This window comes from Caballeronia sp. GAFFF2 (assembly GCF_023631485.1).
GTDB lineage: Bacteria > Pseudomonadota > Gammaproteobacteria > Burkholderiales > Burkholderiaceae > Caballeronia.
The window spans coordinates 63599-84775 of the sequence record NZ_JALQDA010000003.1 but is presented as its reverse complement, the minus strand read 5'-3'; the positions used below and the strand labels follow the sequence as shown (position 1 = coordinate 84775).

The window sequence follows — 21177 nt, the reverse complement described above, 5'->3', positions numbered from 1 at the left end:
GCCCAGCCGACATGAATCACTTCCCCAAGCTGCTCTCGTCGCAAATAGGCTTCGATGTCGCGCAGACGATACTCGACGGCTTCGATCGCCATTACCGCGTCTTTCGCGAAGCGGCAGTCGAGGCGAAGCATCTGTTCGAGGAAGGCAACTGGCAAGCGCTCGCGCAACGCGCACGCGACCGCATCGCGTCTTATGACGATCGCGTCGCGGAATGCGTGACGTCGCTGGAAGACGAGTACGACGCCGAGACCATCGACGATGAAATCTGGCAGCAGATCAAGCTGCACTTCATCGGCTTGTTGACGACGCATCGGCAGCCGGAATGCGCCGAGACGTTCTTCAACTCGGTGTGCTGCAAGATCCTGCATCGCTCGTATTTCAACAACGATTTCATCTTCGTGCGGCCCGCCATTTCGACCGAATACATCGAGAACGACGAGCCCGCCGCCAAGCCGACGTATCGCGCGTATTACCCCGAGAAAGACGGGCTGCAGGCCACGCTCGAACGCATCGTCACGAACTTTCAGCTGGAGCCTTCGTTCGAGGATTTGCCGCGCGACGTGCATTGCGTGGTGGATGCAATCGAAGAGGCCTTTGGCCAACTCACGCCCGCGCCGAACTTTCAGATTCACGTGCTCTCGTCGCTGTTCTTTCGCAACAAGGCGGCGTATGTCGTCGGGCGCATCATCAATGGCGATGCCTTACTTCCGTTCGCGGTTGCCATCCGTCACACGCAGCCGCACTTGCTGGCGCTCGACACCGTGCTTTTGAACCGGGAGCAGTTGCTCGTCATCTTCAGCTTCTCGCATTCGTACTTTCTCGTCGACATGGAAGTGCCGTCCGCGTATGTGCAGTTCTTGCGCAGCATCATGCCGGGCAAGCCGAAGGCCGAAATCTATACCTCGGTGGGCTTGCAGAAGCAGGGCAAGAATCTGTTCTATCGCGACCTGCTGCATCATCTGAAACATTCGAGCGATCGCTTCATCGTGGCGCCCGGCATCAAGGGGCTCGTGATGATCGTGTTCACGCTGCCTTCGTTTCCTTACGTATTCAAGCTCATCAAGGACGCGTTTCCGCCGCCGAAGGAAACCACGCGCGAGAAGATTCAGGGCAAGTATCAACTCGTCAAGCGTCACGACCGCGTGGGCCGCATGGCCGACACGCTCGAATATTCGAGCGTCGCGCTGCCGCTTGCGCGCCTCGACGATGCGTTGATCTGCGAACTTGAAAAAGAAGCGCCTTCGATGATCGAATACGAAGGCGACAAGCTCGTCATCAAGCACGTGTATATCGAACGGCGCATGGTGCCACTCAATCTCTTTCTGCAAGGCGGCAGCGACGCGGACGTCGATCACGGCATCCGCGAATATGGCGACGCAATCAAGCAGTTGATTCAGGCGAACATCTTTCCCGGCGACATGCTGTACAAGAATTTCGGCGTGACGCGCCACGGGCGTGTCGTGTTTTACGATTACGATGAAATCGAGTATCTGACCGATTGCAACGTGCGTAGCGTGCCGCCGCCGCGCTACGAGGAAGACGAGCTGTCCGGGGAACCGTGGTATACCGTCGGGCCGCACGACATCTTTCCGGAGACGTACGGCACGTTCCTGCTCGGCGATCCGCGCGTGCGCGAAGCATTCATGCGTCATCACGCGGATTTTTTCGATCCCGCGCTGTGGCAGCGTCACAAGGAGCAGCTACAACGAGGCGAACTCGCCGATTTTTTCCCCTACGACCGGGCCCTGCGATTCTGCATCCGCTATCCGGAGCGTTTCGACAAGGCAACGGCATCGATACGCGCGGCTTGATACATCATCGAGCGCGCAAGTACCCGAAACACGACCATCACCATGACTGAGCAAAACGACCAAGCCTTCCATCCCCTCGCCCATCTCTTCGACAACAATCAGGCGTGGGTCGAACGCAAGCTATCCGACGACGCGGAGTTCTTCACGCGCCTCGCGCACCAGCAGGCGCCGGAGTATCTGTGGATCGGCTGCTCCGACTCGCGCGTGCCGGCGAACCAGATCATCGGCTTGCCGCCCGGCGAAGTGTTCGTGCATAGAAACATCGCGAACGTGGTCGTCCACTCGGACCTCAATGCGCTGTCCGTCATTCAGTTCGCGGTGGACTTGCTGAAGGTGAAGCACATCATGGTCGTCGGCCACTACGGCTGCTCGGGCGTGGGTGCGGCGCTCGTCGGCCAGCGCGTGGGTCTCGCGGACAACTGGTTGCGGCACGTCGAGGACGTGCGCGAAAAACACGCGGCGCTGCTCGATGAATGGCCGGTTGGAGAAGCGCGGCATCGGCGTCTGGTCGAACTCAATACCATCGAGCAGACGCTCAACGTGTGCCGCACGACCATCGTCAACGACGCGTGGGCGCGCGGTCAGGACCTCACCGTGCACGGCTGGACCTATGGCGTGCACGATGGCCGCTTGCGCAACATGGGCATGATGATCAGCGCGCAAGACCAAGTGGATTCAACCTATCAGGCATGCCTCGCCGCGTTGACGCGCGGCGGCGCGCATGCCGCGGCGAACGATGTGATCGCGTCGGATGCGGCGCGGCTCGGCGACGTTCCCGCCGTCATTCAAGGCGTCATCAAGGAGCTGAAACATGAGTGAGACATCGAAGGATTCCGTGGTCATCGTATCGGCGGCACGCACGCCGATGGCCGCATTTCAGGGCGATTTCGCCGCGATGACCGCGCCGCAGCTCGGCGCGGTCGCGATTCGCGCGGCATGCGAACGCGCGGGTCTCGAACCCGCGCGGATCGACGAAGCGATCATGGGCTGCGTGCTGCCTGCGGGCCAAGGTCAAGCGCCTGCACGGCAAGCGGCGCTCGGCGCGGGCTTGCCGCTTTCCACCGGCAGCACGACCATCAACAAGATGTGCGGCTCCGGCATGCGCGCGGCCATGTTCGCGCACGACATGCTGCTGGCAGGCTCGGCCGATGTGATCGTTGCGGGCGGCATGGAAAGCATGACGAATGCGCCGTATCTGTTGCCGAAGGCGCGCGGCGGCATGCGCATGGGTCACGGTCAGGTACTCGACCACATGTTCCTCGACGGCCTCGAAGACGCTTACGACAAGGGGCGTCTCATGGGCGCATTTGCGGAGCAATGCGCGTCGTCGTATGAGTTTTCGCGCGAATCGCAAGATGCGTTTGCCGTCGAGTCGTTGCGACGCGCTCAGCGCGCCAACGACGACGGTTCCTTCGCCTGGGAAATCGCGCCTGTCACGGTGCAAGGCAGAAAGGGCGATACGGTCATCGCGCGCGACGAACAGCCGTTCAAGGCGAACATCGAGAAGATTCCATCGCTCAAGCCCGCGTTTGCCAAGGACGGCACGGTGACGGCCGCGAATTCGTCGTCCATCTCCGATGGCGCTGCCGCGCTCGTGATGATGCTCGAATCCACCGCCAAGCGGTTGGGCGTGACGCCGCTCGCGCGAGTCGTGGGTCACAGCACGTTCGCGCAGCAGCCCGCGTTGTTCACGACCGCGCCGGTTGGCGCCATTCGCAAGCTGTTCGAGAAGAACGGCTGGCGTTCCGGCGATATCCATCTCTACGAAATCAACGAGGCCTTCGCCGTAGTCGCCATGGCCGCGATGCGCGAGCACGATCTGCCGCACGACAAGGTCAACGTGAACGGCGGCGCGTGTGCGCTCGGACATCCTATCGGCGCGTCCGGCGCGCGCATTCTCGTGACCTTGCTTGCGGCGCTGAAGGCTCGTGGGCTCAAGCGCGGCGTTGCGAGCTTGTGTATCGGCGGCGGCGAAGCGACGGCCATGGGTATCGAACTGGTCTAAAGAGTTGGCGCCGTGCCACGACCATCCATAACAAGGGAAGATTGCACGTGACTTATCAGGTACATGGCGTTTCGTCATCGGGAAACTGCTACAAGGTGCGGCTCGCGCTCGAACAACTGAATCTGCCCTACGTCTGGCACGAAGTGGACATGATGAACGGCGCCACGCGCACCGAGTCGTTCCTGAAGCTCAATCCGAATGGCAAGGTTCCGGTGCTCGTCATCGACGAACAAATGGCGCTCACCGAATCGAACGCCATTCTCTGCTATCTCGCCGATGGCACGCCGCTCCTGCCCGCCGACCGGCTCGAACGCGCGCGCGTGCTGCAATGGATGTTCTTCGAGCAATACAGTCACGAGCCATATGTCGCGGTGGCGCGCTTCATCAAGCAGTTCCTGAAGAAGCACGACGATCCGCGGCTGCCCGACAAGATCGCAGGTTCGTACCGCGCGCTCGACGTGATGGAGCAGCATCTCGCCACGCGCACGTTCTTCGCCGCCGAGCGCTACACGGTGGCCGATATCGCGCTTTACGCATACACGCATGTCGCGGATGAAGCCGGTCTCGATCTCGCTAGCTATCCGGCCATTCGCGCGTGGCTTGCGCGCGTGAAGAACCAGCCGGGGCGCATCGACATGCCGAGCGTGGATCAATGAAGCCGGTGGAATGTCCTTGCGGCGGAGCATCGCCCAATCAACATCCGAACGCCCGCGCGCCGCGTTATGAAGCGTGCTGCGGGCGCTTTATCGAAGCCGGCGCCTTTCCGGCGAACGCCATGGAACTCATGCGTTCGCGCTATACCGCTTACGTCCTCGGCAATACGACCTACCTGCGCGCGACCTGGGACGACAAAACCCGCCCGCCCGATCTCGATGTCTCGAACGACGCGCACACACGCTGGCTCGGTTTGCAAATCAAACGTCACGCTGTGATCGATACACAACACGAGGAAGTCGAATTCGTCGCGCGCTACAAGGTCGAAGGGCGAGCGCATCGCTTGCACGAAGCCAGCCGCTTTTGCCGCGACAACGCCGGCCACTGGGTCTATATCGACGGTGACGTAAAAGAAAAGTAAATGTCTCTTTAAAACATATAAATCCGATTCAGTATTAATTTCCTTGATTTCTCCTTTCAAATTAAATGGTTACGGGGTTACGCTTATTGTGCAGTGCAATTTTGAACAGTTAATCTCTCTTCACGTCAGGGCGCAGTCATTGCCGCGCCCCGATGTTCGCAGCGAAGCCCCGTATTGAAGCCAATTGTCATGCCTTTTCTAGGCATGGCTCCCGGAACCCGCATTCGATACTGCTCATCATGAGCAGCGAGATAGGTTTGTGACTTCAATCGTGCATTTGGGGCCAAGCCAATCAAGCCTTAATCGGAGCGAGGCGGAGTTAAGGGATGGCGATCAGAACCTGGTTGGTCGGATGCAGCATGGTGTGCTCACTTGCGACATCGTTCATCACGACTGTCGTGAAAGCCGAACCGATCGGCGGCGTTCGTCCCTCCGAAGGGCTTTCAGCCCCCGTCTTCGGCCAAATACCCGACGCGCTCGACGCTCACCTTCCGGTCGTCGGCAATGGTCTGAACGAAAGCATCGTTCAAATTCCCGAAGCCGACATCTCGCTCGAAACGACCGTTTTCAAACCGGACGGCGCGGGTCCTTTCCCGATGATCGTCTTCAACCACGGCAAGCTCCCCGGCGACTCGCACGCCCAACCGCGTAATCGGCCGGTCGCGCTCGCACGCGAGTTCGTGCGTCATGGCTATGTCGTGGTCGTGCCGAATCGTCGCGGCTTCGCGGGATCGGGCGGCGACTACGCCGGCCATGGTTGCGATGTCGAAGCCAACGGCTTCGCGCAGGCGGAAGACGTCGCCGCAGCGGTCGCGTACATGAGCCAGCAGCCTTATGTCGACAAGACGCATATTGTCGTGGGCGGCACTTCGCACGGCGGCTTGACGACGATGGCCTACGGTGCGCGCGAAGCGGTCGCGGCGCCGGGCGTGCGCGGTCTCATCAATTTCTCGGGCGGTCTGCGTCAGGACGAATGCGCCGGCTGGCAAAAAAATCTCGTCGATGCCTTCGGCGCTTATGGCGAGAACGTTCGTTTGCCTTCGCTGTGGCTCTATGGTGACAACGATTCGGTGTGGCAAGGCGACTTGTCCACGCAGATGTATGCCGCGTTCGTGTCGCACGGCGCACGCGCGCAGATGACCGACTTCGGCACCTACAAGAACGACGCGCATCGGCTCGTCGGCGACCGCGACGGCGTGCAGGTCTGGTGGCCGCGCGTGAAGGCGTTCCTCGCGCAAGTCGGCATGCCGACCACGGTGCAATATCAGGTCGCCGAGCCGCATTCGCCGAAGGCCACCGACTTTGCGAACCTCGATGCCGTGCAATCCGTGCCCTTCATCGATGAAAGCGGCCGCAATGGCTATCGCAACTTCCTGAGCCAATATTCGAGCCGCGCGTTCGCCGTGTCGAACTCGGGCGCGTGGTCGTGGGCTGAAGGCGGCGACGACCCGATGTCCGTCGCGCTCGCCAGTTGCCAGAAGCAGAGCGCCGATCCCTGCAAGCTCTACGCGGTGGATAACGCCGTCGTGTGGAACGAAGCGGGCGAGCAAACGCAGACGGCATCGCGCTGATACGCTTCTTCCCTCCAAATTTTTCGAACGCCGGCCTTGCGCCGGCGTTTTGCGTCTTTCGCCCGTGTTGGCGGTCCGTTCGGCGAAGTTAGCCGCGATCGCGCTTTTCATAACTTCGTGGAAGCGTGCGCAGGCGATCCAGGACCCGGCCGAAAAGCGAAGCTTCCGGATATTTTCGCCATAATCGAAGCGCGCGAAGTCAGGCGCAATCCTCGAATAGCGCAGGCCCTCGCGGCTTGCCCGATGTATCCGGCTGGCGCCATGCGCCGCCTGGGAGCCGTTTTTGAACACAGAAGACAATCAGGACTGGGTCGCGCGCTCGCTCGCCGCGGTGTGGCACCCGTGCACTCAGATGAAACACCACGAGCGCATGCCGCTCGTGCCCATCGCGCGCGGCAAGGGCGCGTGGCTCTACGACCCGGCGGGCAACCGCTATCTCGACGCCATCAGTTCGTGGTGGGTCAATCTGTTCGGCCACGCGAATCCCGACATCAACCGCGCGCTCAAGGATCAGCTCGATACGCTCGAACACGCGATGCTCGCGGGCTGCACGCATGCGCCCGCCGTCGAACTGGCCGAACGGCTGTCCGCGCTCACACGGCACACGCTCGGTCATGCTTTTTTTGCGTCCGATGGCGCGTCCGCCGTCGAGATCGCGTTGAAGATGAGCTTTCACTTCTGGCGCAACCGTGGGCAAAGTGAAAAGCGCGAGTTCGTGTGCGTGGCGAACAGCTATCACGGCGAAACCATCGGCGCGCTCGGCGTGACCGATGTCGCGCTCTTCAAGGACGCATACGATCCGCTGATCCGCCACGCGCATGTGGTCGCATCGCCGGCGGCGAGCGGCGAAGACGAAGCCATCGACGCCATGCGCGCGCTCTTCGAACAACGCGCCGCGCATCTCGCCGCCGTGATCGTCGAGCCGCTCGTGCAATGCGCGGCCGGCATGGCGATGTACGACGCGTCGTATCTCACCCGCTTGCGCGCCCTGTGCGATGAACACGGCGTGCATTTGATCGCCGATGAGATCGCGGTCGGCTGCGGCCGCACCGGCACCTTCTTCGCGTGCGAGCAAGCGGGCATCTGGCCGGACTTCGTGTGCTTGTCGAAGGGCATCAGCGGCGGTTATCTGCCGCTTTCCATCGTGCTCACGCGCGATGACATCTACGCCGCTTTCTACGATGACGACGTCACGCGCGGCTTTCTGCATTCGCATTCGTACACGGGCAATCCGCTTGCATGCCGCGCCGCGCTCGCGACGCTCGATCTGTTCGAAAGCGCCAACGTGCTCGCGGAGAATCGCCGCAAGGCCGCGCTTTTGCGCGAGGCCTTGCAGCCGCTCGTGAGGCATGAACGTGTGCGCAATCTGCGCGAGCGCGGCACGATCTTCGCGTTCGATGTCGTCACCGAAGATCGCGCGTTCTCGCGTCGCTTCTTCGAGTTGGGGCTGCGGCGCGAACTGTTGCTGCGTCCTATCGGCAAGACGGTTTATCTGATGCCGCCATACGTGCTCACCGACGACGAACTCGCGCTGCTCGCCAAGCGCACGCGCGAAACGCTCGATGCCACGCTGGCCGCCGCCGAGGCCACCGCATGAGCGATACATCGAAAGCGCTCTACGAAACGCTGCAGCAAGGACTCGCCGATATCGACGCGCGCGGTTTGCGCCGCCGTCGCAGAACCATCGACAGCGCGTGTTCGGCCCATATGACCGTCGATGGCCGCGCGATGATCGGCTTCGCGAGCAACGACTATCTCGGTCTCGCCGCCCACGAAGCGCTGCGGGAAGCGCTTGCCGAAGGCGCGTCGCTGTATGGCGCGGGCAGCGGCGGCTCGCATCTGCTGGGCGGCCATTCGCGCGCCCACGCGCAACTCGAAGACGATCTCGCCGCGTTTTCCGGCGGCTTCGTCGACAACCCGCGCGCGCTTTACTTCAGCACCGGTTACATGGCCAATCTCGCCGTGCTCTCGACGCTCGCCGGACGCGGCACGATGGTGTTCTCCGACGCGCTGAATCATGCGTCGCTGATCGATGGCGTCAGGCTCTCGCGCGCGCAGGTGCAAATTTATCCGCACGCCGACATGGAAGCGCTCGACGCCATGCTCGATGCATCGCAAGCGGACGCGACGACGAAGCTCATCGTGACGGATACCGTGTTCAGCATGGACGGCGATATCGCGCCGTTGCAAAGTCTCGTGGAACTCGCGGAGAAATACGGTGCGTGGCTCGTCGTCGACGATGCCCACGGCTTCGGCGTGCTCGGTCCGCAAGGTCGCGGCGCGCTCGCGCAATTCGCGCTGCGCTCGCCGCATCTCGTCTATGTCGGCACGCTAGGCAAGGCGGCGGGCGTTTCCGGCGCGTTCGTCGCGGCAAGCGAGACGGTCATCGAATGGTTGATCCAGCGCGCGCGGCCTTATATCTTCACGACCGCGTCGCCGCCTGCCGTGGCGCACGCCGTATCCGCGAGCATCGGGTTGATCGGCAGCGAAGACGGCGATGCGCGACGCAAGCATCTGGCATCGCTCATCGAAACGACGCGCGGCATGTTGAAACGCACACGCTGGTTGCCGGTCGAATCGAAGACGGCGGTGCAGCCGCTCGTCATCGGCGGCAACGACGAAACGCTCGCGCTCGCCGCCGCGCTCGACAAACGAGGCCTCTGGGTTCCCGCGATCCGCCCGCCGACCGTGCCCGCAGGGACATCGCGCTTGCGCATTTCGTTATCGGCCGCGCATGGCGACGACGACCTCGCCCGACTCGACGAAGCACTTGGCACGCTCAGTAAAGAAACGACATGACCGCTTTATCGCTATTCGTCGCCGGCACCGATACGGAGATCGGCAAGACCTTCGTCTCGTGCGCGCTGTTGCATGGCTTCGCGCGCGCGAACTTGCGCGCCGCCGCGATGAAACCCATCGCGTCCGGCGCAATCGAACGTGACGGCGTGCTGCATAACGAAGACGCCGATCAACTCGATGCCGCCGCCAACGTCGCGCTGCCGCCCGCCATTCGCACGCCGTTCATGATGCGCGAGCCGATTGCGCCGCATATCGCCGCCGCGCGTGAAGGCATTGCGCTGGATATCGGGCGCATCGTAAAGGCGCATCGCGTGGCGTGCGATCATGCGGATATCGTCGTCGTGGAAGGCGTGGGCGGCTTTCGCGTGCCGCTAGACGATACCCATGACACCGCCGATCTCGCCGTCGCGCTGAAGCTGCCGGTCGTGCTCGTGGTCGGCATGCGGCTCGGCTGCATCAGCCATGCGTTGCTGACCTCCGAGGCGATCACGTCGCGCGGCTTGCGCATCGCGGGCTGGGTGGCCAATCGCGTCGATCCGCACATGCTTTATCCGGAAGAAAACATTCATTCGCTGCAACACCGGCTCGATGCACCGCTCATCGGCGTGATTCCGCATTTCGCGCCATCCGACGCCGCGCGCGCCGCCGATCATCTCGACACGCGCCTTCTGCTCGACCGGCTTTTACTCAAGGACTGAATTCATGACGCAGACCATCACTGCCAACGCATCGTTGCAAACTGCCGCGCAAACCTCCGCGCCGACGCAAACGCCCGCGCAGGCGCGCTGGAAAGTCGCCGATATCGTCGCGCTTTACGACCTGCCGTTCAACGACCTGCTGTATCGCGCGCAAACGGTGCATCGCGAACATTTCGATCCGAACGCCGTACAGCTCTCCACGCTTCTGTCGATCAAGACCGGCGGCTGCGAGGAAGATTGCGCGTACTGTCCGCAGTCCGTGCATCACGACACTGGCCTGCAAGCCGACAAGCTGATGGCCGTGGATGAAGTGCTGAAGGCCGCCGAAGCCGCCAAGGCCAACGGCGCGACGCGCTTTTGCATGGGCGCGGCGTGGCGCAATCCGAAGGATCGCCATCTTGAGCCGATCAAGGACATGATTCGCGGCGTCAAGGCAATGGGACTGGAAACCTGCGTGACGCTTGGGATGCTGGAGCCGCATCAGGCAGAAGGCTTGCGCGATGCCGGCCTCGATTACTACAACCACAATCTCGATACGTCGCCCGAGTTCTACGGCCAGATCATTTCGACGCGCACGTATCAGGATCGGCTCGATACGCTCGAACGCGTGCGCGATGTGGGCATCAACGTGTGCTGCGGCGGGATTGTCGGCATGGGCGAATCGCGGCGTGAACGCGCCGGTTTGATCTCGCAGCTCGCCAACATGGAGCCGTATCCGGAGTCGGTGCCGATCAACAATCTCGTGCAAGTGGCCGGCACGCCACTCACGGGCACCGCGCCGCTCGATCCCTTCGAGTTCGTGCGCACGATCGCGGTGGCGCGTATCACCATGCCCAAGGCGATGGTCCGTCTTTCGGCCGGACGCGAGCAGATGGATGAAGCGTTGCAGGCGCTTTGTTTCGCGGCGGGCGCGAACTCGATCTTCTACGGCGATCAGTTGCTCACGACGAGCAACCCGCAAGCCGAAGCGGACCGCAAGCTGATCGAGCGTCTGGGAATGCGCGCGGAATCGGCGCAGAACGTCAGCGCGGAAGAACGCGGCTGCTCGAACTGAGCGGAGAGTAAAAAGAAAAGGGCTCGCGCGTGGCGAGCCCTTTCGGTTACTTCTTCTCGACCACCTGATCGAAAGTCCCGCCATCGGCGAAATGGGTTTGCTGCGCCTTCTGCCAGCTACCGAAGATCTGCTCCACCGTGAACGTCTTGAGCGGCTTGAACTCGCTTGCATGCTTGGCCAGCACCTCCGCGTTACGCGGCCGCAAATGATGCTGCGCGATGATCTCCTGCGCTTGCGGCGTGTAAAGAAAGTCCACGTACGCCTGCGCTTCCTTGCGCGTGCCGCGCTTGTCCACCACCTTGTCGACGATGGAAACCGGCGGCTCCGCCAACAGGCTCGATGACGGATACACCGCATCGAAGTCCTTCGCGCCGACGCCTGCTTCGATCAGTCCGACTTCGTTCTCGAAAGTCACGAGCACGTCGCCGATATTGCGCTGCGTGAAGGTCGTGGTCGCACCGCGCCCACCGGTGTCGAGCGTCGGCACGTTGGCGAGGATCGCTTTCTCGAAGTCCAGCGCCTGCGCATCCGTTGCGCCCTGCTGCTTCTTGTAGCCCCACGCCGCGAGATACGTGTAGCGGCCATTACCCGAAGTCTTCGGATTCGCGATGATCACTTGCACGCCCGGCCGCGCGAGATCGCTCCAGTCCTTGATGTTCTTCGGATTGCCCTTTCGCACGAGAAACAGCATGGTCGTCGTGTAGGGCGCGCTGCCGTTCGGAAGACGCGTGCGCCAGTTGGCCGGAACGAGTTGACCGCGTTCGGCAAGCAGGTCGATGTCGTTGGGCTGATTCATCGTCACGACATCGGCTTGCAGTCCCTGAAGCACCGACAGCGCCTGCGCGCTCGATGCCCCATGCGACTGCTTCACCGTCACCGTTTCGCCCGCGCGGCTTTTGTAGTCGGCGATGAACGCCGTATCGATGTCCTTGTACAGTTCGCGCGTCACGTCGTAGGAGACGTTGAGCAACGAAGTATCGGCATGCGCGATGCCCGCCGTCATATAGAGCGCCGCGGCTGCCATCAGCACGCGCTTACTGTATCCCGCCATATCGTCCTCAAGAATGCGATTGCAAAAGAAAGGCCGCGCGATGGCGGCCGGATGGTTCATGTTCGTCGATGAAACCGGGCGCATCAGCCATACGCGTGCTCGTGCAAGGAGACTTCGCCCGCGAAACTTTCAGCAGGGTAAGCATATTGAGCCAGCGTGTCGATGAAATATTTCGCGCGCGGCCACGGACCGAAACCCGCCGCCGTGTTGATATGACCGGCATCGCCGAGATTCACGAACGCGCTCGAAAGCCGTGCTGCAAGATCGCGCGCGTGGTCGAGCGGCATCCACGGATCGGTTTCGCTGCCGACGAGAATGGAAGGCACGGCAAGACGCGTCGGTTCGAAGTGACCGGCGAAACGGAACTTCTCCGGGCTCGCGGGCGCGACGAACAATACGCCGACGACTTCGGCATCGGTTCGATTCTGCGCGAGCGCGTGCGCCGTCGCGAGACAGCCGAAGCTATGCGCGGCAAGCACGACAGGACGGCGAATGGTCGCGAGTTGCGCGAGCACGGCGTTCGCCCAGATGTCGAGATGCGGTGCGTCCCAGTCTGCCTGTTCGACACGCGATGTATCGGCATACTGATGCTCGAGCCAGCTTTGCCAGTGCGCGCCCTCGCTGCCGTGCAAGCCGGGCACCGTCAGCAGCGCGGGGCGCGGTGTTCGATTGCTGGTCGTCATGTGCGGTTCTCGCTGACATTGTTCACCTTGCATTTTCGCGTGGCGCGCGGCAAGGACGAACGAATCAATCGTCATGTCGATATGCTCGCGGATGCAGCCGCACGCGTTTGCACCCTTTAGAATGGGTGGATCGAACGACGGAGGCGGACGTTGAAAATCATCTTCTACGAAGAGCACGCGGACACCGACGCATGGCTCGGCGGTTTGCGCCGCGAACTGCCGGACGCCGATCTGCGCATCTGGCAGCCTGGCGACACCGCGCCCGCCGATTACGCCATCGTCTGGCGCGCGCCGCGCGAACTCTTCGCGAACCGGCCGGAATTGAAGGCCATCTTCAATCTCGGCGCGGGCGTCGATGCAATCCTCGATGTCGAGCGCAAGGAACCCGGCACGCTGCCGCCGAACGCCACGCTCGTGCGTCTGGAAGACACCGGCATGGCGCAACAAATGGTCGAGTATTCGACGTATGCCGTTCTGCGCTACCTGCGCCGCTTCGACGAATACGAAGCGCTGCAAAGGGAGGGACGCTGGCAGAAACTTACGCAGCATGCGCGCGCATCGTTCACGGTGGGTGTGCTGGGTCTCGGCGTTCTCGGTGGTGAAGTGGCGCGCGGGCTTCTCAAGCTCGGCGTGCCGGTGCGAGGCTACAGCCGCACGGCGAAGACAATAGAAGGTGTCGAGGTTTATGCGGGTCCCGAGCGCTTCGATGCGTTTCTAGATGGCGTGCACGTGCTCGTCAACTTGCTGCCGCATACACCGGACACGGAAGGCATTCTCAACGCGCGCACTTTCGCGAAGCTCGCGCGCGGTGCTTATCTCGTGAACGTGGCGCGCGGTCCGCATCTCGTCGATGACGACCTTCTCGCCGCCCTCGAGAGCGGCCAGCTCGCCGCCGCGACGCTCGATGTGTTTCATGTCGAGCCGTTGGCCAAGGAGCATCCGTTCTGGAAGCATCCGCGCGTCTCGGTCACGCCGCATATCTCGGCGGAGACGTTGCGCGAGGAGAGCATCGTGCAGATCGCGGCGAAGATCAAGGCGCTGTCGCGCGGGGAAACCATTGGCGGTATCGTGGATTTTTCGCGAGGGTATTGAATGCGAAGACCGTAAGCGGCGCTGCCGTCTTGCCTGAAGGAGACGGCAGCGCCGGCCTCACATGGTTTTTGCCTCGATCGGCATGAAGCCTTCATTGCGTAAATACCGCACATAGACGCGCATCAACCGCGCACGGTCGATTGTAAGACTCACATCGAACTGCGCGAGCCGGCTAATCGTGCCGATCTGTTCGACCGGCATGTCGTGCCAGTCGAGGTCACCCGTGTAGAAATCACGGAGAAGCGCCAGACCGTTAGTCGGGTCTATCGTCGCGAGGCGCTGCTTCCACGCTTCCGGCGTTTCCGGATTCGCGCGCAGACCTTGCCTGGCGAGCGCATCGAACCATTCCGCCTGTTCAATACGCTCCGGGTTCTGCAGATTTGCCACATGCAATCCATCTCGCGGATGCAGCGCCAGCGCGCATACGGCGCGGGCGAGCAAATCGACCGGCGTCATTTCCACGGGCTGCCCCGTGGCAGGATACGCGCCCATCTGAATGCATCCCTGATTGAAGAGCCAAAAGTGGTTATGCCGATAGTTGCTATAGCCGCTCTCCCCGTGCCCCGTGACGTTGCCCACGCGCACGACCGTGGCCGGCAAGCCGTATGCGCGGCTATACGCCAGCACGCGCTGCTCGCCGACCCATTTGCCAAGCAAATAGCCGTTGTCGGACTGCGGCCTCGCGCCGTCGATACGCTCTTCGACGCGTGTCGCGCCTTGTTGCATCATCGGCACGGACATGGTGGAAAGGAAGCACAACGGCTTCATGCGCACCGATAACGCAAGTTGCAGCAACGCCTCGGTGCCGCCCACGTTCGCGGCCTTCAAACTGCCGTAACCGTGCAGATGATGTACGAGCGCGCCGCAATGCAGGATTGCATCCGCACGCTCGGCGAGCTGCTGCCAGCCGGCATCGGACAGACCGAGACGCGGCCGCCCGAGATCGGCGCACAGCACCTGCACGCGCGAAAAATCGATTGCCAGACCGGCTGCACGCGCTTCATCGACAAGACGCGCAAGGCCCGCTGCGGGATCGGCGCAGCGTTGAAGACAGAAGATCGTATCGGTCCGACGGCTCAGTTCGGCCAGCAAATGAATGCCGATAAACCCGCTCGCGCCCGTCAGAACGACGCTGCCGATGCGCGCGCCGTTTTTCTCGCGCCACGGCGGCAGCGCAACGTCGGGCGCCGCGAGCGGCAAGGCGGCGTCCGCGACGGCGCGGGCGATGTCGTCGTAACCATCGCCATTGGCGAGAGCCGCGATGGTCGGCGCGCGATAAAACGCCGGAATCGCGAAATCGATGCCCGTCTCGGCGCGCACGCGCGCATGCATGCGCATTGCGAGAATGGAGTTGCCGCCGAGACGAAAGAAGTCGTCTTCGCGGCTGACGGTATCGAGATGGAGCAGCGCACACCAGATCGCGGCGATGTCCGCTTCTACTCCCGCGCGCGGCGGTGCGCCGCTCGATCGTGCCGCCGGCTCGGGCAGCGCTCGGCGATCGATCTTGCCGGAACCCGAAACGGGCAGAGCCGCAAGCTCGGTATAGCGCGCGGGCGCCATGTAATCCGGCAACGCGGCCGCAACCTGCGCGCGCAGCCTGTCTTCATCGACGTACGCATCCGCTTGCAGCACGTAATAAGCCGCGATGTAGCGTTGCTCGCCTTCGCCGCGCATCGCGCAGGCCACGCTCTCCACGCCCGGCACGCTGGCAAGCTCGTTCTCGATTTCGCCCAGCTCGATCCGAAAACCCCGCAGCTTGATCTGTTCGTCGTTGCGGCCGAAGTACTCGATTTCGCCATCCGCGAGATAGCGCCCGAGGTCGCCGGTCTTATACATCCGTGCATAGGGCTTGCCCGCGAACGGATCGGCAACGAAGCGGCGCATGGTCAGTGTCGATTCGTTGCGATAGCCGCGCGCGAGATTCGCCCCGCCGATACAAATCTCGCCGATAGAGCCCACCGGCACGCGTTGCGACTGCGCGTCGAGCAGATAGACGTCATAGCCGGCCAGCGGCTTGCCGAGCACGCGCACGCGGCCATCGGGCGCGATCTGGCCGCAGGTTGCCATCACCGTGGCTTCGGTTGGGCCATAGAGCGTGAAGAGGCGCGTCTGGCCGGACCACCAGCGCGCGGCGGTTTCGTCGAGGGTATCGCCGCCGAACGCAAGCATCTGCATGGCAGGCAACGGCCGTTTCGGCAAGCCTTGCAACAGCACCGGCGCGAGAATGGCGTGCGTCACGCATTCGCGCTCGAGCAGGCCGTGCAGGACTTCGGGGTCACGCCGCGCCGCTTCGGGGGCGATGACGAGCGTGCCGCCATTCAGAAGCGCCAGGAAAATTTCGAGCACGCTGGCGTCGAAATTCGTCGATGCCACGAGCGTGCTGATGCAGCCAGCCGCATAACCGAGCGCCGTCGCCGCGCCCGCGACCATGCGCGCGACGCTGTGATGTTCGATCAGCACGCCCTTCGGTTTGCCCGTCGAGCCGGAGGTGTGGATGACGTAAGCGAGTGCATCGGGCGATACATCCGGGCGCGCGCGCGGGACGGCTCGCGCGAGCATGTCGGCATCGAGAAAGGTGAGATGCGAGAGTTGCGCGGCTTCGAGGCCGGCGCAGCCGTCTGCATCGGCGATACATGCGGTAAGCGCGCAGTTGGTTGCGAAGTGCGTGAGACGCTCGGCGGGATAGGAAGGGTCGAGCGGCACATAAGCGCAACCGGCCTTGAGCACGCCCAGAATCGCGGCGACGAGAAGCGGGCCCTTCGCCATCGCCAGACCGACGCACGAGCCCTCCGTCACGCGTTCCAGCAAGCCGCCGGCAATGCGCTCGCTCAGAGCGTCGAGTTCGTCATAGCGCAGTGTTTCGTTCTCGAAGCGAATGGCTTCGCGATCGGCAAAGCGCGACGCTATCGATGCGAAGCGCGCCGGTATCGACGAAGCCGCGTCGTCGAGCGGCGCGCCGCGCGAAAAGCCCGTGATGAGCGCGCGTTGCGCATCGCTCAGATAGGCGAACTCACCGACGAGCGCGGAAGGCTGATTCGCGGCGGCGTCGATGAGGGTGTCCAGCACGTCTTTCATTGCGTGGGCCGAGCGCGCTTCGAAGAGCGAACCATCGTATTCGATACGGCCATCGATTTCCCCTTGCTGATTCGCGTAAAGGATCACGGAAATATCGGCCTTCGAGGTCTTCGTCGGCAACTCCTCCACGCTGACGCTGCCAGCGCCGATGCGCGCCTGCAAGTCGATGCCGCTTTGCAAGCTGAACAGCGTGTTGAGCGCGCCGATATCTTCGATGCCGGCCTCGTAAGGCGTGGCGAGCAGATGATCGCGGTCTTCGAGCATTTGCGCGTGCACGGCCGAGACGAGTTCGCCGAAACTCTGACGCGGATCGATGCGCACTTTCATCACGGCCATCGACACGAGCATGCCGTAGACGTTCTCGCTGCCGGGAATGTCGCGGCCCGCCTGAGGGTAGCCGCTCACAATCGTCGGCTGCCCGCTCAGGCGCCATAGCCAGGCGAGGTGCAGCGCGAACAGCACGGGCGATAGCGTCGTGCCTCGATCCTGCGCGATACGGCGCAGCTTGTCGGCGCGTTCTCGCGTGAGGTGAACGGGAACGATGCGGTTCGTGTTGGCGTGGCGCGTGGTGAAATCGAATGGCAATTCGAGGCGCAGTGGCGTGCCCCGCAGCTTGTTCGTCCAGTAGTTTCGTGCGCGCGCATGCGCCGGCGTTTTCGCTATCTCATGCATCCACGCGCAGTAGTCGAACCAGTTCGGCGTGCGCTGCGCAAACGGCTTACCTTCGTAAAGCGCCGCGAGTTCATCGAGCAGAAGCTTGAGCGACCAGCCGTCGAACAGCGCGTGATGGACGCCGATAAGGACCGTGCTCACGCCGCTTTCGGCATCGAGCAGCATGTGCGCGCGCCAGCAAGGCGCTGCGTCCGGATGAATCGCTGCCGTGGTCCATGCGTCGATGTGCGCGCGGATCGTCTCCGCCGTGGCGCTTTGGATCGGAATGAGCGCGGAGTCGCGAGACGCCACCGAAATTAGACGCAGTTCACCGTGAGCATCCGTGAGGGTGGAACTGAAGAGCGAATCGCGCGAGAAAAGCCGTTTGAGCGCCGCATGCAGTTCGAGTGGATTCACTTCGCGCGAGAAGTCGGCGCGCACGACAATGTTGTACGCGTTGTCAGTCCGGTCGATGCGCGCGCGATGAAACAGCGCCTCGACGATGCCGCTCGTTATCGCGACGCTCGGCGCGGCTCGTGCATCGTGAAGCAAGGGCGGCAGAGCGTCGTCGCCATCGAGCGTATTGCGCAGGGCGTGGCAGAACGCATCGAAACCGGGATGGGCAAGCAGAAGGCCGGGCTTCACGTTCACGCCGAGCGCCGCGCCAATACGTCCGCAAGCCAGCGTCGCCAGCAACGAATGGCCGCCTGCCTCGAAGAAGTGACTGCTTTCGTCGATGGCATCCGGCGTCACGTCAAGCGTCGCGGCCCACGCCGATTGCACAGCGCATTCGAGCGAATCGAACTGGCGTGCGCTCGCTTGCGATGAGGGCGTCGAAGGCGCGGGCAAGCGCGCGCGATCGATCTTGCCGTTCAAGGTGAGCGGCCAATGTGCAATCGGCACGATGAACGCGGGAACCATATAGGCCGGCAAAAGCGTCTCCAGCCGCTGACGCAGCTCGGCGGCGGCGAGCCCGTTCGCCGTGTACCAGGCGACCAGCGCGTTGCTGCCCTGATGCCTGTGCGTGCCGATACACACCGCGCTGACTTCCGGCTGCGTCGCGATCACATGCTCGACCTCGGCGATCTCGATCCGATAACCGCGCACCTTCACCTGAAAGTCGCTGCGGCCGAGGAACTCTATCTCTCCATTGGGAAGGAAGCGGCCAAGGTCGCCGGAGCGATACAGCCGGCCTTCGTTTGCGTTTGCGTCATCGATGAACTTTTCCGCCGTCATTTCCGGACGACGCAAATACCCGCGCGCCACCGACTCTCCGCCAATGCATAGCTCGCCGATACCGCCGAGCGGCACGCCGCGCCCGTTGGCATCGAGCAAATGAATGGCGTAGCCGGGCAGCGGGCGGCCCAGTTGATTGGCAAGCTTCTGGTCGCCGAAGGTGTTCTCCGTGCAGAGCACGGTCGCCTCGGTCGGGCCGTAGATGTTGGACAAGCGCACGACCGAGGACCAGAAGCGCACGGTGTCGTCGTCGCTTGCTTCGCCGCCGCACATGATCGTGTCGAGTTCCGGCAACGGGCGGCGCGGCAGCAAGCGCAAGACGGCCGGCGGCAGAAATGCGTGCGTGATGCGCGATTGCGCGAGAAAGTCGAACAGCGCGGCGGGATCGGCGCGAACCGAGTCCGGTGCAACCACGAGTTGTCCGCCATGTGCGAGCGGATTGAAAATCTCGAAGACACTGGCGTCGAAATTGACGGATGCGAACTGCAGCCAGCGCGTGCCCGGATTGCGTGCGTAACGGCCTTCGAGCGACGCGATCATGTGCGCGAGCATGCCGCGCTCGATCACGACGCCCTTCGGCCGGCCCGTCGTGCCGGAGGTGTAGATGACATACGCAGCGTGCGACGGATCGGTCCCGCGAAACAGCGCCGATGGCCCGCCGCTCGGTGTATCAAACATGTCTTCGATGAGCAGCGCCGGGCAATCGAATGCGGCGCGCACTCGCGCTTGCGTCGCGGTGTCCGCGATCACGGCGCACAGTTGCGCATCCTCGGCCATGAAACGCAGCCGCTCTTCGGGCATCAACGGATCAAGCGGAACATATCCCGCGCCGGCCGCCAGCACGCCGACCATGGCCGCCACGACTCGCGCACCGCGCGACACGCATACGCCGACAAGACCATTGGCCTTCGCGTGGGGCGCAAGCGCGTCCGCGATACGCGCCGATGCTTCCGCCAGTTCCGCGTAGGTGAAACGCGCATCGGGGCCACTCAGCGCCGGCGCATCTGGCTGAGTTCGCACCATCTCGTCGATGCACGCAAGCACATCGCGCGGCGGCGATGCAAGCGGCGCGCCATGCGACCACGCGCGACGGCGCGCATCGAGCGATGCGGTGTCGAAACCGAGCTCGCCGACAGGCGTGTCGAGTTGTACCGCGAGTCCCGACAACAATGCCGCGTAGTGTTCGAGGGCGATGGAAAGGCCGTTCGAAGCTTGCGGATGACGCAATTGCACATGCAGCGTGATGTCCTCGCTCACGTGCAGATAGATCGCCACGTCCTGCCGTTTGGGCCGGCGGCAGAAGCGCGTGAGCAGCACGCCGCGAGCGCCGCCGAGAACGAGCGCGTCATGCGGCAGATGATCGCGCTCGCACAGCACAGTGGTCGCGCGTTCGTATTCCGGACGCAGGCGCTTGAGTTCGTCGAAGATATCGCCTGCGGGAATGTTGCCGTGGAAATCCGCCATCGCCAATCGCGACGCCGCATGATGCAGATACTGGCGCAACGTCATGGCGTCGTCGAACTCGCTGCAGATGAAGCGCAGACGCTCGTCGTGCCCCATCGTCTCGTATGACTGCTCCCGCCCGCGCCGATGATGCGCCGTAATCACCGCCGACTGTCGCGACATCTTCTGCAGCAGCACATGCAGGCAACTCTGCAGCAGAAATTCGATACTCAGTCCGAGCACGCGGGCCTGTTCACGCAACGCTCCACTCGTAGCGGCGCCGAGCGCCATCGTAAAGCTCGCTTCGCCGGGCGCGCCTTCCACGCGCGGCGGCTGCCAGGCGAATTCGCCATCGGCCAGTTGCCGAACCCAGAACGCGAGATCGCCGCGCCATTGCTCCGCTTCCATCGACGCGCGCTCCGCAACGAGCACGCCGCGCTGATCCAGCGAAAGCTCGCCTGCGAGCGTCTCGCCCGCGTACGAGCGCGAGATCGCCGCGAACAACGGCTGCAATGAGAAGCGGTCCAGCAGCGCGGGATGGCAGGCGAAGACCAGATAGCCGCGAGATGCGCCGCGCAACAACGTGAGCGCCCAAGGCGCGCCGGCGTCTATCCGAAGCGGACGTGCGCACAGCATCTGAATGATGGAGGATGCGCTGGCTTCATCGGCATCGTCGATATCGACGACTTCGAGTTCTGCCAACCCGATTTCATGCAGCAGATAGCGCGGACCATCGTCGCCGTGGATCACGCGCCAGCGCAACGGTTGCGAGTGCCGCGCCACGCGCGCCACCGCGCGCGCCAGTCGCGCGCTGTCGGGAACGTTGTCCAGTCGAAAGACCGCGCACAGATTGCGTGCCGCGGCGGTTTGCTTCGCCGCACGCGCCTGCGTTCGGGAAAGCGGATAAGTTTCGAACTTCATGATGACCTTCTG

The 21177-nt window shown here is 63.0% G+C and carries 14 protein-coding genes; 11 read left to right on the top strand and 3 right to left on the bottom strand.

Features of this window, described 5'->3' with window-relative positions:
• Positions 1 to 11: 11 nt before the first annotated feature.
• The 10 genes from aceK to bioB all read left to right on the top strand — a co-directional run bounded on the left by aceK (position 12) and on the right by bioB (position 11013).
• Positions 12 to 1811: a bifunctional isocitrate dehydrogenase kinase/phosphatase gene (gene aceK, locus NCT04_RS00875; protein WP_250462667.1), complete on the top strand. Its 1800-nt coding sequence runs from the start codon at positions 12 to 14 to the stop codon at positions 1809 to 1811.
• Positions 1812 to 1853: 42 nt separating this feature from the next.
• Positions 1854 to 2630, top strand: a complete 777-nt coding sequence (can, locus tag NCT04_RS00870) for a carbonate dehydratase (protein ID WP_250462664.1) — start codon at positions 1854 to 1856, stop codon at positions 2628 to 2630.
• Positions 2623 to 3816: an acetyl-CoA C-acetyltransferase gene (locus NCT04_RS00865; protein ID WP_250462662.1), complete on the top strand. Its 1194-nt coding sequence runs from the start codon at positions 2623 to 2625 to the stop codon at positions 3814 to 3816. Before can ends, NCT04_RS00865 begins: the two co-directional genes overlap by 8 nt.
• 47 nt (positions 3817 to 3863) lie before the next feature.
• The gene (locus NCT04_RS00860) at positions 3864 to 4472 is read left to right on the top strand and encodes a glutathione S-transferase family protein (protein ID WP_250462659.1); all 609 of its coding nucleotides are present in this window, start codon (positions 3864 to 3866) and stop codon (positions 4470 to 4472) included.
• A complete protein-coding gene (locus NCT04_RS00855) occupies positions 4469 to 4891 on the top strand; it encodes a YchJ family protein (RefSeq protein ID WP_250462656.1) in 423 nt (140 codons plus the stop codon). Before NCT04_RS00860 ends, NCT04_RS00855 begins: the two co-directional genes overlap by 4 nt.
• Positions 4892 to 5217: 326 nt before the next feature.
• A complete protein-coding gene (locus NCT04_RS00850; RefSeq protein ID WP_250462653.1) occupies positions 5218 to 6462 on the top strand; it encodes a dienelactone hydrolase family protein in 1245 nt (414 codons plus the stop codon).
• Positions 6463 to 6745: 283 nt separating this feature from the next.
• On the top strand, positions 6746 to 8059 hold the full coding sequence (locus tag NCT04_RS00845) for an adenosylmethionine--8-amino-7-oxononanoate transaminase (protein WP_250462650.1): 1314 nt from the start codon (positions 6746 to 6748) through the stop codon (positions 8057 to 8059).
• Positions 8056 to 9261, top strand: a complete 1206-nt coding sequence (gene bioF, locus NCT04_RS00840) for an 8-amino-7-oxononanoate synthase (protein WP_250462647.1) — start codon at positions 8056 to 8058, stop codon at positions 9259 to 9261. The genes NCT04_RS00845 and bioF overlap by 4 nt, the downstream gene beginning before the upstream one ends.
• On the top strand, positions 9258 to 9959 hold the full coding sequence (gene bioD, locus NCT04_RS00835; protein WP_250462645.1) for a dethiobiotin synthase: 702 nt from the start codon (positions 9258 to 9260) through the stop codon (positions 9957 to 9959). The genes bioF and bioD overlap by 4 nt, the downstream gene beginning before the upstream one ends.
• A 4-nt stretch (positions 9960 to 9963) precedes the next feature.
• The gene (bioB, locus tag NCT04_RS00830) at positions 9964 to 11013 is read left to right on the top strand and encodes a biotin synthase BioB (protein WP_244826783.1); all 1050 of its coding nucleotides are present in this window, start codon (positions 9964 to 9966) and stop codon (positions 11011 to 11013) included.
• A 46-nt stretch (positions 11014 to 11059) separates the two neighbouring features.
• Here bioB and NCT04_RS00825 read toward each other — a convergent pair whose 3' ends face one another.
• Positions 11060 to 12037, bottom strand: a complete 978-nt coding sequence (locus NCT04_RS00825; protein WP_250462899.1) for a sulfate ABC transporter substrate-binding protein — start codon at positions 12035 to 12037, stop codon at positions 11060 to 11062.
• A gap of 110 nt (positions 12038 to 12147) precedes the next feature.
• Positions 12148 to 12747 carry an RBBP9/YdeN family alpha/beta hydrolase gene (locus NCT04_RS00820; RefSeq protein ID WP_244826782.1) on the bottom strand — a complete coding sequence of 200 codons (600 nt, stop codon included), beginning with the start codon at positions 12745 to 12747 and terminating at the stop codon, positions 12148 to 12150.
• 150 nt (positions 12748 to 12897) lie between these two features.
• On the opposite strand from NCT04_RS00820, the gene NCT04_RS00815 reads away from it, so the two are divergent.
• Positions 12898 to 13839 carry a 2-hydroxyacid dehydrogenase gene (locus NCT04_RS00815; protein ID WP_250462643.1) on the top strand — a complete coding sequence of 314 codons (942 nt, stop codon included), beginning with the start codon at positions 12898 to 12900 and terminating at the stop codon, positions 13837 to 13839.
• A gap of 57 nt (positions 13840 to 13896) precedes the next feature.
• Here NCT04_RS00815 and NCT04_RS00810 read toward each other — a convergent pair whose 3' ends face one another.
• Positions 13897 to 21165, bottom strand: coding sequence for a non-ribosomal peptide synthetase (locus tag NCT04_RS00810; RefSeq protein WP_250462641.1), 7269 nt, complete (start codon positions 21163 to 21165; stop codon positions 13897 to 13899).
• Positions 21166 to 21177 lie beyond the last annotated feature (12 nt).